Here is a 14,358-nt window from a genome sequence, read left to right as displayed (position 1 = left end):
ACCGCCGCCCCCATTTCGAGGAATAGCCGTAGCTTGCTACGCACATTAGCACTTTCGATGAAAACAACCTCTATTGTCTTGCTGGCAGCGCTTTGCTTGCCAGCCGGGCTACCCACCGCCCAGGGCCAGCCCACTAAGAAGGCCACCAAAACCCCGCCCAAAGCCAAAGCAACCACGCACGCAGCAATGGCCAGCTCCACTAAGGCATCGGCGCCGCTGGCGGCCCTGTTCGACACCTATTGGGAAGACCGCGCCAAGCTGTTTCCGCTGGGGGCCACCAGCCAGGGCGACTACCGCTACAACGACCAGCTGCCCAACGACCAGACCCAGGCTTTCCGGCAGCAACAGCAGCGCTTTTACCAGCAGTACCTCGCCTCGCTGCAGAAGTTTGACCGCGCCAAACTCTCGGCCGATGACCAGGTCAGCTACGACATCTTCAAGTACGAGATGGACACCCGCCTCGAGGGCCTGAAGCTGAACACCTGGATGATGCCCTTTGCCCAGTTTTACAGCCTGCCCAATACGCTGGGCCAACTGGGCGCAGGCACGGGCGCGCAGCCCTTCAAAACGGTGAAGGACTACGATGACTGGCTGGCGCGTGTGGGCCAGTTTCCGGTGTGGGCCGACTCGGCGATTGGCAATTTCCGGCAGGGCATGCGGGCCGGCGTGGTACTGCCCCGCGTGCTGGTACTGAAAATGGTGCCGCAGCTGCAGGCCCAGGTCACGGCCGATGCCACCAAGAGCCTGTTTTACGGCCCCATCACCCGTATGCCCGCCAGCTTCTCGGAGGCCGATAAAACCCGCCTCGCCGCGGCTTATCAGCAGGCCATTCTGACCCAGCTGGTGCCCACCTACCGCAAGCTGGCCGACTTCCTGCAAACGGAATACCTGCCCAAGGCCCGCACCACTACCGGCTTGGCCGACATACCCGGTGGCCCCCAGATGTACCGTTACGACGTGCGCCTGATGACCACCACCGACCGCACACCCGAGGCCATTTACCAAACCGGCCTGAGCGAGGTCAAGCGCATTCGGGCCGAGATGGAAGCCGTGAAAAAACAGGTAGGCTTCAAGGGCGACTTGCCCGCCTTCTTTACCTACCTGAACTCGGACCCCAAATTCACGCCCTACAAAACGCCGGAGGATGTGCTGAACGCCTTCCGCGCCATCCAGGCCAAGATTACGCCCAACCTGCCCAAACTGTTTGGGCACGCGCCGAAGTCGCCGTTTGAGATTCGCCAGACCGAAGCCTTCCGCGCCGCTACGGCTTCGGCCGAGTACAACCGCGGCACGCCCGACGGCTCGCGGCCGGGTATTTTCTACGTGCCGATTCTGGACGCCACCAAGTTCAACATCACCTCGGGCATGGAGTCACTGTTTGCCCACGAGGCCATTCCGGGGCACCACTACCAGCTCTCGCTGCAGCAGGAGAATACCGCATTGCCCAAGTTCCGTCGCTTTGCCTCCTACCCCGCTTTCAGCGAGGGCTGGGCGCTGTACTGCGAAAGCCTGGGGCCCGAGCTTGGCCTCTACACCGACCCCTACCAGAAAATTGGGGCGTTGGGCGATGAAATTCACCGCGCCATTCGCCTGGTGGTCGACGTGGGCATGCACGCCAAAGGCATGACGCGCGAGCAGGCCATTAAATACATGATGGACAACGAGCCCATCTCGGAGCAAGGCGCCACGGCCGAAATAGAGCGCTACATGGCCATGCCCGGCCAGGCGCTGGCCTACAAAACCGGCGCCCTGAAGCTGCGCGAGTTGCGCGCCCGCTACGAAAAGCAGTTGGGCAAGAAGTTCGACCTGCGCGCCTTCCACGACGAGGTACTGGCCGGTGGCTCCATGCCGCTGGCGGTGCTGGAACGCAAGATGGACGCCTGGGCCGCCCACCAGAAATAAGCGTCGCTAGTTTCTACCGCTTTTGCTTAGTTTAATTTTCATTAAAACACACGAAAGTATAGCGAAAATGCAATAAAAAGAGTGGACATTTGATAATTCATCAAGCTCACCTTTTCTTATTTTCGATATGCTTCGAACTGTACTATTGAGCAGTGCCTTGGTTGCGGGATTGTTCCTGTCGGCCAAGGCACAAGTGGTTTTCACCCCAGCCATCGCACCGCTCGACGTGGCGGTCGTGGACGCTACAGTAGCCCGTACCCTCAAGGCCTTCGATGTACCGGGCATTGCCGTGGCCGTGGTAAAGGACGGCCAGGTGGTGATGGCCAAGGGCTACGGCGTGAGCTCACTGGCCACCAAAGCCCCCATGGATGCCAACACGCTCTTCGGCATCGCCTCCAACACCAAAGCGTTTACGGCAGCGGCCCTGGGGCTGCTGGTGGAGGAAGGCAAGCTTAACTGGAACGACAATGTGACGGACTACATCCCCGAGTTCAAGATGTACGACCCGTACGTGACGGCCGAATTCACGGTGCGCGACCTACTTACGCACCGCAGCGGCATGGGACTGGGCGCGGGCGACCTGATGTTTTTTCCGGACTCGACGGATTTTACCATCAAGGACGTGATTCATAACCTGCGCTACTTCAAGCCGGTATCGTCGTTCCGAAGCAAATACGATTACGACAACAACCTGTACCTAGTGGCCGGCGAGGTGGTGGCGCGGGTATCGGGAAAATCATGGGCTGAGTTTGTGGAAGCCCGCTTTCTGAAACCGCTGGGCATGAACCGCACTGCTCCCGGCTTTGCCCGCCTGCCCGACCCCACCAACGTCATCGATGGCCACGGCCCGGTAGATGGCCGGGTACAGGTAGTACGCCGCAGCCTGGGCACCGTAGACTGGGCTTGTGGCGGCATGTACAGCAGCGTAAACGACCTAAGCAAGTGGGCCATGATGCTACTCGGCGGCCCCGGCGCCCCTCCTTCGCTCCTCAAACCCCAAACGCAGTGGCAGCTCTGGTCGCCCCAAACCATTTTGCCGGTCGGCCCGGTTCCGGCTGCGTACGTGCCCTTTAGCTACAACACGCACTTTTCGGCTTACGGCCTGGGCTGGTTTCTGCGCGATGTCCGCGGCTACAAGGAAGTTTCGCATACCGGTGGCCAGGTAGGTATGGTCACGAAAATGACGCTACTGCCCGAGCTGCACCTGGGCATCATCGTGCTTACCAACCAAGAAAGCGGGGCGGCCTTTACGGCCATTACCAACACCATCGAGGACCATTACCTCGGGATGACGGGACTGGACCGGGTGAAGTTCATGGCAGACCTAACCGCGGCCAGCAAGTCCGGTGATGATAAAACCACCACGGAAGTGTGGAAGCAGGTAGCCACTGCCCAGAAAGCCGCCTCCAAGCGGCCGGATTTCAAGGCCTTCGTGGGCCGCTACCACGATGCGTGGCTGGGCGACGTAAACATCTACGCCCAAGGCCCGCAGCTGTGGCTCAAAGCGCAACGCTCGCCCCGCCTCGTGGGCCAGCTCATGCCCTACCGCGGCAGTACCTACGTGGTGCGCTGGAAGGAACGCAGCTTCAACGCCGATGCCTTTGCCGCTTTTGCCCTCGACGAAAAAGGCCAAGCGACGGGCCTCAAGATGAAAGCCATTTCAGGTCTCACCGATTTTAGCTACGATTTCCACGACCTGGACTTGCAGCGGGTGCCGGAAACTGCGGCGGCGCAGTAAGAGCTACGATGGTCCGAAATGCATAGACCAGCCTCCCATTCAGGTTTCCAAATACGGTGTTTCGTAACGTTTCGTGCCTTGTAAGCCACTGAGGTTCTAGACTATTCTTCCGTTGGCTTTAATCAAATTGCATGAAAAAGCATTTACTGTTCCTGCTTCTGCTACCTGTCTTGTGTACCTGCGAGCACAAGAACCAATACGCCACCATCATTCGCAACGGCCTGCTCTACGATGGCCGGGGCGGTGCGCCCTTCAAAGGGGACATTGCCTTGAACGCCGACACGATTGCCGCGATGGGCGACCTCGCCAATGCCTCGGCCGACGTAGTGGTGGACGCGCGCGGCATGGCAGTGTGCCCGGGCTTTGTCAACATGTTGAGTGGGGCTGATGAAACACTCCTAGAAGACGGCCGTTCCCAAAGCGACATCCGGCAAGGCGTCACCCTGGAGGTGATGGGCGAAGGCTCGAGCATGGGCCCGCTGAACACCCGCACAAAAAAGCAACTGGCGCGGGGGCAAACGGACATCAAGTACCCCGTCGCTTGGACTTCGCTGGGGGAATACCTTACGTACCTGGAAAAGAAAGGAGTGTCGTGCAACGTGGCCTCGTTTGTCGGGGCCACGACCGTGCGCATGAACGTGGTGGGCGAAGACAACAGGGCGCCGACGGCGGTTGAGCTGGACAGCATGCGCTTGCTGGTGCGCCAAGCCATGCGGCAAGGGGCCATGGGCGTGAGCTCTTCGCTCATCTACGCACCGGCATTTTTTGCCAAAACGCCGGAGCTGATTGCCTTATGCCAGGAAGCCGCCAAATACCACGGCATGTACATCAGCCACCTGCGCAGCGAAGGCAATAAGCTGGATGAATCGGTGGAAGAGCTGATTACTATTGCCAAAGCGGCTAATATCCCCGCGGAGATTTACCACCTAAAAGCCGCAGGCAAGGGTAATTGGGGAAAGGTGGACGGGGTCATCCAGCGCATCGAAAAGGCCCGCGCGGCCGGCCTACACATTACGGCGAACATGTACACGTACCCGGCCGCTGCCACCGGCCTGACGTCCTGCTTCCCCCCCTCCCTGCAAGATGGCGGCTTTGGCGCCTTGCGGAAACGGCTCCAGGACCCGGCGGTTCGGGCCGCAACTGTCAAAGCGATGCACACCGATGCCCAAAATTGGGAGAATAATTACTACGGGGCCGGTGGTCCGGACAACATCCTGCTGCTGGCCTTCAAGCAAGACTCATTAAAAAAATACAGCGGCAAAACGCTGGCCGCCGTGGCCAAAATCCGAGGCACCTCGCCGGAAGAAACAGCCATGAACCTGGTGGTTGAGGACAGCACGCGGGTTACCGTCGCATATTTCCTAATGAGCGAGGAAAACGTGAAAAAACAACTCACCTTGCCCTGGATGAGCTTTGACTCAGACGAAGGGTCTTATGCAACGGAAGGGGTTTTTCTAAAATCCAACGCGCACCCGCGCGCTTATGGCAACTTTGCCCGGGTGATTGGCAAGTACACGCGGGACGAACACCTGATGACGCTGCAGGAGGCTATTCGGAAACTAGCGAACCTGCCGGCGACGAATTTGAAGCTCAAGAAGCGGGGCGCGTTGAAGGTGGGCAACTTTGCCGATGTATTGGTCTTTGACCCGGCCAAGGTGATGGACCACGCCACGTTTGCCAAGCCCCACCAGTATGCGACCGGAATGACCCACGTATTTGTGAATGGAGTGCAGGTGTTAAAAGACGGTGAGCACACCGGAGCCAAACCAGGACGGTTTGTAAAAGGGCCCGGCTACTTGAAATAGCGGCTGCTAGCCAGGAGTACAAAGCTGACTGCCATTTTTACCCTTATAAATTCATGAAACACCGCTACCTCCCCGTACTCGCGCTGGCGCTGACAGCATCTACCTACTCCCCGGCCACAGGGCTTGCTGCGGCTCCTGCCCCGACCCCCGACGCCCGGTTTGACGCCTTCAAAAACCAGTTTCTGCTGGCCCTGTGGCGCCAGGAGCCGGAGCTGGCAGCCGCCAAGGGCTACCACAAATACGACTCGCTGCTGGTGATTCCCGACGCGGCCCAACGGCAGCGGAGCGCCAAGTTTGCCCAAACCAATCTGGCCACGCTGGGCACCTTTGACCTGGCCCGCCTCTCGCCCGCCAACCAGATAGACCTGCGCCTGCTGCGCAACGAGCTGCGCGCCCGCCGCTGGTACGCCGACACCTTGAAGGCCTGGCAGTGGAACCCCGCCAGCTACAACCTGGGCGCCACCGTCGGCCCCCTGCTCAACGGCCGCTACTACCGCCTGGACCGGCGCCTACGCAACATATCCGATAAAATCAGCCACGCGGCTGAATACTACGCCGCGGCCCGGGCCAACATCAGCACCCCCACCAAGGAGCACACCGAGCTGGCCCTGCAACAAGTGGCGGGCGGCATGGCCGTATTTGGCCCCGCCCTGGCCGATTCGGTGCAGAAATCGGGATTAAGTGCGGCTGAAAAACAGACCTTCACCGCCCGCATTGCTGCCACCCGGCAGGCCATGCAAGGGTACCTGGATTTCCTGAAGAACGACGTGCTGCCGGCAGGCAAATTCCGGTCCTTCCGCATCGGCAAGAAGCTGTACGACCAGAAGTTCGCCTACGACATCCAGTCCCGGTTCACGGCCGACCAAGTGTACCAACAGGCCTTGAAGCACAAGGCCGAGCTGCTGCACGACATGGGCCACCGCGCCGCCCGCCTCTATTCCAAATACCTGCCCGGCAAGGCCGCACCCGCCGACTCGCTGGCTCTGATTGCAGCCGTTATCGACCAGCTCACCCTGAAGCATACCACCCGCGACGGCTTCGTGGCGGCAGTGAGGGCCCAGATTCACACCCTTGTGGCGTTTGTAAACGAGCACCAGCTGCTGACCCAGGACCCGCGCCAACCGCTAATAGTGCGCGAAACGCCGCTTTACATGCGTGGCAGCGGCGCAGGCGCCAGCGTGTCGGCTCCGGGGCCATATGAAAAAGGCGCCAATACTTACTATAACGTGGAGCCGATTCCGGCCGAGTGGACGCCGGTCCAGGCCGAGAGCTACCTGCGCGAGTACAACGACTACACCCTGCAGATTCTCAACATTCACGAAGCCATCCCCGGCCACTATACGCAAAAGGTGTACGCCAACCGCTCGCCTTCACTGGTGAAAAGCATTTTCAGCAACGGCGCCATGACGGAGGGCTGGGCCGTGTACGCCGAGCGCATGATGCTGGAAAACGGCTACGGCAAGAACTCCGACGAGATGTGGCTGCTCTGGGACAAGTGGAACATGCGCGTGACCCTGAACAGCATCATCGACCACGCTGTGCAGGTCGACAACCTGAGCGAAACCGACATGGTAACCATGCTGCGCCGCGAGGGCTTCCAGGAAGAGGCTGAAGCCCGCAACAAGTGGCGGCGCGCCACCCTGAGCCAGGTGCAACTCAGCAGCTACTTTGCGGGCTATACCGAAATTGTGGCTCTGCGGGAGGAGATGAAAAAGAAACAAGGCCAGGCCTTTTCCATCAAATCTTTCAACGAGCAGTTCCTCAGCTATGGCAACGCGCCGGTGAAGTACATCCGCGAGTTGATGTTGCAGTCGGCCGTGGCCAAGCGCTGAGCGGCTTGGGCGAAAGCATCTGATGGACGAGAAGCCCCAGTATCGGACTGACTAAAAAAGGGAGCCATCAGCATTAGTATTAAATTCCATTTCCAGCCCATGCAGCCTCAGCTACTAATTCCAGGACCCGGGCCTGCGGCGAATAAAGACATCGCCGCAAAGACAAACTAATACCCAACGACCAACTAATGAGAAGATTACTACCCCTAGCCACATGCTTGCTACTTGCTACGGCGGCGCCGGCAGTGGCGCAAAAAGGCAAGCCCTCAGCAAAGCCTGCCGCAACGGCTGCGAAGCCAAGTAGCCCGGCGCCACTGGCGGCTCTGTTCGAAGCGTACTCGGAAGGACAAGCTCGGCTGTTTCCGCTGAATGCCACCAGCCAAGGCGACTACCGCTACAACGACCAGTTGCCCAACGACCAGACCCGCGCTTTCCGGCAGCAACAGCAGCGGTTTTACCAGCAGTACCTCGCCTCACTGCAGAAGTTTGACCGCGCCAAGCTCGCGGCCGAAGACCAGGTGAGCTACGACATTTTCAAGTACGAGATGGAAACGGTTTTGGCCGGCTTCCAGCACTTCCGGTGGATGATGCCCTTCGGCCAGGCGGGGGGCTTGCCGCAAAGCATGGCCCAATACGGGTCGGGCACAGGCGCGCAACCCTTCAAGACCGCCAAAGACTACGATAACTGGCTGAGCCGGGTGCACGGGTTCACTGCTTGGGCCGACTCGGCCATCGGCAACTTCCGCCAGGGCATGGCCCGGGGCGTGGTGCTGCCCAAGGCGCTGGTGGCCAAAATGATTCCGCAGCTGGATGCCATGGTGGTCACGGACCCCACCAAAAGCGTGTTTTACGGCCCCATTGCCAAGCTGCCCGCCAGCTTCTCGGAGGCCGACAAGACCCGGCTCACCAGCGCGTATCAGCAGGCCATCCTCACCGAGCTGGTGCCGGCTTACCAAAAGCTAAGCGCCTTCCTAAAAAACGAGTACCTGCCCAAGGCCCGCAGCACTTCCGGCTTTGCCGACCTGCCGGGCGGCCCGGCGGCCTACCGCTACGCCGTGCAGGCCGCCACAACGACCACCAAAACGCCCGAAGAAATCTACCAGACCGGCCTGAGCGAGGTGAAGCGCCTGCGCACGGAAATGGAGGCCGTGAAAAACCAGGTGGGCTTTCAAGGCGACCTACCCGCCTTCTTTGCTTACATGAAAAACGAGCCGAAATTCCGGCCTTATAAAACGCCACAGGAGGTTCTCGATGGCTTCGAGGCCATTCACCAGCGGATGCTGCCCAACCTCAAAAAGATGTTCGGCCGCACACCCAAAACGCCCTTCGAAGTGCGCCAAACCGAGGCCTACCGGGCCTCATCGGCCAGCGCCCAGTACTCACGCGGGTCGGCCGATGGCACCCGGGCCGGCATTTTCTACGTGCCCATCCTCGACGCCACCCAGTACAACATCACCTCCCTGCCGCCCATGGAGGACGTGTTTTTGCACGAAGCCATTCCGGGGCACCACTACCAGATTTCGCTGCAGCAGGAAAACACCAGTCTGCCCAAGTTCCGGCGCTTTGGCGGCTACAGCGCCTTCAGCGAAGGCTGGGGATTGTACTGCGAGTCGCTGGGCAAAGAGCTCGGCCTCTACACCGACCCCTACCAGTACGCCGGCTCGCTGGGCGGCGAAATGCACCGGGCCATCCGGCTGGTCGTGGATGTGGGCCTGCACGCCAAGGGCATGACCCGCGAGGAAGCCATCAAGTACATGCTCGACAACGAGGTCATCAGCGAACAGCTGGCAACCGCCGAGATTGAGCGCTACATGGGCAACCCCGGCCAGGCCCTGAGCTACAAAGTGGGTCAGCTCAAGCTCCTGGAAATGCGCGCCCGCTACGAAAAGCAGCTGGGCTCCAAGTTTAGCCTAGGCGCTTTCCACGACGAGCTATTGGTTGGCGGTGGCATGCCGCTGGCGGTGCTGGAGCGCAAGATGGACGCTTGGGCCGCGCGGCAGCGGTGAGTACCTTCCGCTTCGTTTTGCATGCGCGCTATGAATAGGTCTTTTCGAGCGGCCGTGTTTTGCTGTGTGTTGAGCCTAGGCACCGCAAAGCAGGCCGGGGCCCAGGGCCAATCCGCTCCGGTTTCGGTGGCACGCACGGCCGCTGCCGGCAGTTGGGCTGAGCTTACGGCCGAGGCTAACCGAGTGGGCAAGCCCGCCTGGCGCCCCATGCTGGCTTACGTGGCGGCCCTGCACCAGCGGGCCACGCACCCGGCTGCCCCACCTTTCGACTACGAATGGGAGGACCTCGGCCCGGGCTACGTGTACGGCAACGCCTTCGGGCACTGGGATGTGGTGCACGAAATCATCGACGTGCTGCCCTCCTATCCCGAGCACGCCCTGCACCAGCTGCTGAACGATATCAAGAACCAAGAGCCCACGGGGCTCATCCCGGGCTCCATCTACATGCCCGGCGGGCTGGCCCGGCACGACTCGGTGTACTGGAACCACAGCACCCAGGGGCACCCGCCGCTGTGGCCGGTGGCCGTGCAGGACTACGTGCGCCAGACCGGCGACAGCGCCATTGTAGGCCGCTTCTACACCGCGCTGGTGCGGCAGATTACCTGGTTTGAAAACAACCGCCGGGCCGCGAATGGCGGTTTTTTCTACAACGATATCCTGCTGAAAAAATGGGAAAGCGGGGTCGATGAAGGCATTCGGTTTGACGACGTGGCTAAGGGCGCCCTGGCCTGCGTGGATGCCACCAGCCACGTGTACACCCTCTACCACATTGCCGCGCAGTGGGCCCGCCAGTTGGGGCTAGATGCCGACTACTACAACCAGCGCGCCGCCGAGCTGCGCACCTATATCCAAACGCGGCTCTATGTACCCGCCGATGGCATGTTCTACGACAGCTGGGCCGTGCAGAACCCTGCCCTGCGCAACCTACCCTTCGAAAGTATGTGGCCCCTGGTGAGCGGCGCGGCCACGCCCGAGCAGGCCAACCGCTACATCGACAGCTACTTGGTCAACCCCAAGGTATTTCTCACCGAGCACCCGGTTGCCACCGTGGGCCGCCGCGACCCCAAATTTGAGCTGCGCATGTGGCGCGGCCCGGCCTGGAATAGTATGGCCTACTGGGCCGCCCGCGCCTGCCTGAACTACGGCCGGCGGGACGCCGCCCGCCTCATCCTGGAAAAAGCCCTAGACGACTCCGCCAGGCAGTTTCGCCGCACCGGCACCATCTGGGAGTTTTACCACCCGCTGGGCGGCCACCCCGAAACCCTGCAGCGCAAGCCCACCAGCAAATACAACGTGCCCTGCCGCGACTACCTCGGCCACAACCCCCTGCTGGCCATGGCCCGCCTCTACGATTCGTTGCGTTAGCTTAAATACCGCACCCCATGCTCGCCCCCACCGCCTTGCCCACCGAAACTGCCCGCTTTCCCAAAGCAGTGCCCTTCATCATCGGCAATGAGGTGGCCGAGCGGTTTAGCTACTACGGCATGCGGGCCATACTGCCTACGTTTCTGGTGGCTCAATTTTTCAACCCCAGCCACAGCCCGGCCCTGACCGCCGTGGCCGAAGCCCGGGCCAACGACTTCGTGCACTCGTTTGCGGCGTTGGGCTACGCGCTGCCGGTGGTGGGCGCGCTGCTGGCCGACTGGGTGGTGGGCAAGTACCGCGTCATTTTGTATCTCTCGCTGCTTTACTGCGTGGGCCACGCGCTGCTGGCTGCGTTTGCGAATGATTTAACGGGATTCCGGCTGGGGCTGCTGGTGATTGCGGTAGGCATGGGCGGCATCAAATCCAGCGTGACGGCCAACCTCGGCGACCAGTTTACGCGCTACAATGCGCACCTGCTGCCCAAGGCCTACGGCTGGTTTCAGCTGGCCATCGACGTGGGCGCGGCGCTGTCTACGGCGTTCATACCCGAACTCTATGCCCGCTACGGCCCCGCCGTGGCCTTTGGCGTACCCGGCTTGCTGATGGGCGCGGCCACGCTCGTCTTCTGGCTGGGGCGCAGGCGCTACGTGCGCGTTCCACCCACGGGCCTGGTGCAGGGCCTGCGCCAAACCTTCGGGCCTGGCGAGGGCCGGGCGGCGCTGCGCCGGGTGGGCGTGGTGTTCCTGTTCATCCCGGTGGTGTGGGCGCTCTACGACCAAAGCGTGAGCGAATGGGTGCTGCAGGCGGCCCACCTCAACCGCGAGCTGTGGCCCGGCTTCACGCCGCTGCCCGAGCAACTCCAGATACTGGGCATCGTGTTCGGCATTGGGCTGAATCCGCTGCTTACCTACCGCGTGTACCCGGGGCTGGAGCGGCTGGGGCTGCGCATGAGCCCGCTGCGGCGCATGGGCACGGGCATGGTCATTATTGCCCTGGCACTGGCCATTGTGGCGGGCATTCAGCACAGCTTGGATGCCGGCGGCAGCCCCTCGGTGTGGTGGCAGGTGCTGGCGTATTTCGTGGTGGCGGGCGGCACGCTCATGGTGGCCGTTACGGGCCTGGAATACGCCTACACCCACTCGCCGCTCGTCATCAAAAGCCTGACCACGGCGCTGTGGCTGCTCACCATTGCGGGCGGCAATTTCTTCCTGGGCATCATGAACAGCAGCATTGCCAGCGGTGGCTTTTTTGCCCGGTTTCAGGGCGCGAACTACTACTGGTTCTTTGTTGGGCTGATGGCCGTGAACGTGACGCTGTTTGCAATAGTGGCCTCGCGGCTGCGGGAGAAAACCTACGTCGGGGTTGGGGCGGCGGCATTGGCATAAGGTTTTGGTATTGATAGGTCTAATGAGCTGGCTGAGACCTCTGCCTGCCTACAATCGGCTGTCATGCTGACGCAGGAAGCATCTTATCACGTCCGGACGACTCGTTCCGCGGCGATAAGATGCTTCCTGCGTCAGCATGACAGACGTTTTACAACGAAGCGAAAGAATTGACAGAGTTACTTCAGCTCCCCAGAGACTGAAGGAGTACGCTCTACCTTCAAAATGCCGGATTACTTGAGCGGGTCCTTAGCTTTAGCGCATGGTTACCTCTAGGCCTGTCATGAACTCCTTGTTTTCAAAGTTGAGCTGGGCATTGGCCGCGAGTCTGCACCTGCTGATGGCAGGTTCGGCATCGGCGCAAAAGCGCTTCGAATTAGCCGACATCGCCAAAACCGTGGGCGTGGGCGACCCGCAGCTTTCGCCCGATGGCAAAAGCATCCTGGTCGTGGTGTCGCGGGCCAATTTTGCCACCAACCGCAACGATGCCGAGGTGGTGCTCGTGGACGTGGCCAACGGCCAGCAGCGCGTGCTGGTGGCCGGGCGCCCCACCGTGAAGCAGCCGCGCTGGTCCCCCACCGGCGACCAGGTGGCCTTTCTGGCGCGCACCGGCACCGGCAAAGACGCCCACACCCAGCTATTTGTACAGCCGCTGCCCACCGGCGAGCCCGTGCAGCTCACCACGGCGGCCGAAAACGTGCAGCTCTACAGCTGGCGCCCCGACGGCAAGGCCCTCGCCTACTCGGCTGCCGATGCGCCCACCAACGCCGCCGAAGTGGCCCGCGGCAACGACAGCTTCGACGTGGGCAACGGCAGCGTGACCCTCACCGCCCCGCCCACGCCCGACCACCTCTGGCTGGTGAGCGCCGCCGGCAACCAACCCGCCCAACGCCTGACCAGCGGCCCCGGTGGCCTGCCCGACGACTCCTCGGCGCCCTTTGCCTGGGCCCCCGACGGCCGCACCATTGCGTGCGTGCTCCGGCCCAGCGCCCAAACCGGCGACCAGGAAACCACCGTGTGCACACTGGATGTGGCCACCGGCACCGTCCGCCCCCTGCCGGGCTCGCCCCACCGCGTCGACTTGCCTGCCTTCTCGCCCGATGGCCGCTGGATAAGCTACCAGACGCCTCGGGAGCCCCCATTTTTTGAGTCACTGGATTTTGACGTGGTACCGGCGGCCGGCGGCAAGTCGCGCCACCTGGGCCGGGCCCTCGACCGCAACCTGCAGCGGGCCGTGTGGAGCCCCGACAGCAAGAGCCTGTTTGTGGGCGGCAACGACGGCGCCAGCGTATCCATCTGGCAGCAGGGCCTGAATGGCAGCAGCCGCAAGCTCAAGCTGGGCGCCGTATCGCCCAACGGCAGCTATTGGGTAGAAATGGCCGTGGGCCGGCGCAACGCCGTAGCCATCACGGCCAACGAGCCCGGCCGCCCAGCCGAGCTGTATTACCTAGCCTCGCCCACAGCCCCCCCGCGCCGCCTTACCGATGTCAACCACGAAACCGCCGCGCTGCCCCTGGGCCGCATGGAAGCGGTGGAATGGGCTTCGGACAACCTACGCCCGAACGGCATCCTGACATACCCGCCCGATTTTGACGCGAGCAAAAAGTACCCGCTGGTGCTCATGATGCACGGCGGCCCATCCAATGCCTCGCGGCTGGGCTTTTATGGGCTGGGGCAGGCCGTGGCGGCGCGCGGGTACGTGGTGTTTCAGCCCAACTACCGGGGCAGCGACAACCTGGGCTACGCCTTTCAACGGGCCATTCGGGAAGATGCCGGCGCCGGGCCGGGGCGCGACGTGCTGGCCGGCATTGCCATGCTCGAACAGCGCGGCTGGGTCGACAGCACCCGCATCGCGCTTTCGGGCGCTTCCTACGGCGGGTTTATGACGACCTGGCTCATGGGCGAGTCGCGGCGCTGGCGCTGCGCGGTGGCTGCAGCCCCCGTCACCGATTTATTGGACAGCTACAACCTGAGCGACAACAACATCGCCAACGCCGGACACTACGGGCCTTCGCCCTGGCGCAGCGCCCAAAACCTGGAGCGGTACCGCGCGCAGTCGCCGCTCTCGCGAGCGGGCCGCTGGCGTACACCCACCCTGATTCTGCACAACGTGAATGACTTTCGCGTGCCCATCACCAATTCCTACAAGCTCTATCACGCTCTGCAGGACAACGGGGTGGCCGTGCGCTTTGTGGCCTTCCCCATCGCCGCCCACACCCCCTCCGACCCCGTGCGGCTGCGGGAATGGAACCGCCTCTGGGTGGACTGGCTCGACCAGTACCTGCAGCCGGAAGCCGCCACGGCCGCGCCCGGCAAGTAACTTAGCTA

The 14,358-nt window shown here is 62.0% G+C and carries 8 protein-coding genes; all 8 read left to right on the top strand.

Annotated features, from left to right (window positions below):
* Positions 1-57: 57 nt before the first annotated feature.
* The 8 genes from AUC43_RS11155 (at position 58) to AUC43_RS11120 (ending at position 14,350) form a co-directional block, all read left to right on the top strand.
* Positions 58-1,902 carry a DUF885 domain-containing protein gene (locus AUC43_RS11155; protein ID WP_068193213.1) on the top strand — a complete coding sequence of 615 codons (1,845 nt, stop codon included), beginning with the start codon at positions 58-60 and terminating at the stop codon, positions 1,900-1,902.
* Between the two features lie 127 nt (positions 1,903-2,029).
* Entirely contained in the window at positions 2,030-3,640 is a 1,611-nt protein-coding gene (locus AUC43_RS11150; RefSeq protein ID WP_068193210.1) for a serine hydrolase, read from the top strand.
* Positions 3,641-3,771: 131 nt separating this feature from the next.
* On the top strand, positions 3,772-5,445 hold the full coding sequence (locus AUC43_RS11145) for an N-acyl-D-amino-acid deacylase family protein (RefSeq protein ID WP_068193207.1): 1,674 nt from the start codon (positions 3,772-3,774) through the stop codon (positions 5,443-5,445).
* A gap of 53 nt (positions 5,446-5,498) precedes the next feature.
* Positions 5,499-7,277 (top strand): DUF885 domain-containing protein, encoded by a 1,779-nt coding sequence (locus AUC43_RS11140; protein WP_068193204.1) that lies wholly within the window; start codon positions 5,499-5,501, stop codon positions 7,275-7,277.
* Between the two features lie 218 nt (positions 7,278-7,495).
* Positions 7,496-9,283, top strand: a complete 1,788-nt coding sequence (locus AUC43_RS11135) for a DUF885 domain-containing protein (protein ID WP_233253987.1) — start codon at positions 7,496-7,498, stop codon at positions 9,281-9,283.
* 30 nt (positions 9,284-9,313) lie between these two features.
* Positions 9,314-10,648: an amylo-alpha-1,6-glucosidase gene (locus tag AUC43_RS11130; protein ID WP_157781042.1), complete on the top strand. Its 1,335-nt coding sequence runs from the start codon at positions 9,314-9,316 to the stop codon at positions 10,646-10,648.
* Positions 10,649-10,665: 17 nt separating this feature from the next.
* Entirely contained in the window at positions 10,666-12,033 is a 1,368-nt protein-coding gene (locus tag AUC43_RS11125) for a POT family MFS transporter (RefSeq protein ID WP_068193192.1), read from the top strand.
* 280 nt (positions 12,034-12,313) lie between these two features.
* Positions 12,314-14,350, top strand: a complete 2,037-nt coding sequence (locus tag AUC43_RS11120; protein WP_068193191.1) for an alpha/beta hydrolase family protein — start codon at positions 12,314-12,316, stop codon at positions 14,348-14,350.
* The last annotated feature ends 8 nt before the right edge of the window (positions 14,351-14,358 follow it).

Source organism: Hymenobacter sedentarius (assembly GCF_001507645.1).
Classification (GTDB): domain Bacteria; phylum Bacteroidota; class Bacteroidia; order Cytophagales; family Hymenobacteraceae; genus Hymenobacter; species Hymenobacter sedentarius.
This window is presented reverse-complemented; position numbering and strand designations above follow the sequence as displayed.

What these genes read in the sequence shown, in the direction of transcription:
- AUC43_RS11155 (WP_068193213.1), top strand. Translation starts at nt 58, where the DNA reads ATGAAAACAACCTCTATTGTCTTGCTGGCAGCGCTTTGCTTGCCAGCC.
- AUC43_RS11140 (WP_068193204.1), top strand. Translation starts at nt 5,499, where the DNA reads ATGAAACACCGCTACCTCCCCGTACTCGCGCTGGCGCTGACAGCATCT.
- AUC43_RS11130 (WP_157781042.1), top strand. Translation starts at nt 9,314, where the DNA reads ATGAATAGGTCTTTTCGAGCGGCCGTGTTTTGCTGTGTGTTGAGCCTA.
- AUC43_RS11120 (WP_068193191.1), top strand. Translation starts at nt 12,314, where the DNA reads ATGAACTCCTTGTTTTCAAAGTTGAGCTGGGCATTGGCCGCGAGTCTG.
- AUC43_RS11145 (WP_068193207.1), top strand. Translation starts at nt 3,772, where the DNA reads ATGAAAAAGCATTTACTGTTCCTGCTTCTGCTACCTGTCTTGTGTACC.
- AUC43_RS11150 (WP_068193210.1), top strand. Translation starts at nt 2,030, where the DNA reads ATGCTTCGAACTGTACTATTGAGCAGTGCCTTGGTTGCGGGATTGTTC.
- AUC43_RS11125 (WP_068193192.1), top strand. Translation starts at nt 10,666, where the DNA reads ATGCTCGCCCCCACCGCCTTGCCCACCGAAACTGCCCGCTTTCCCAAA.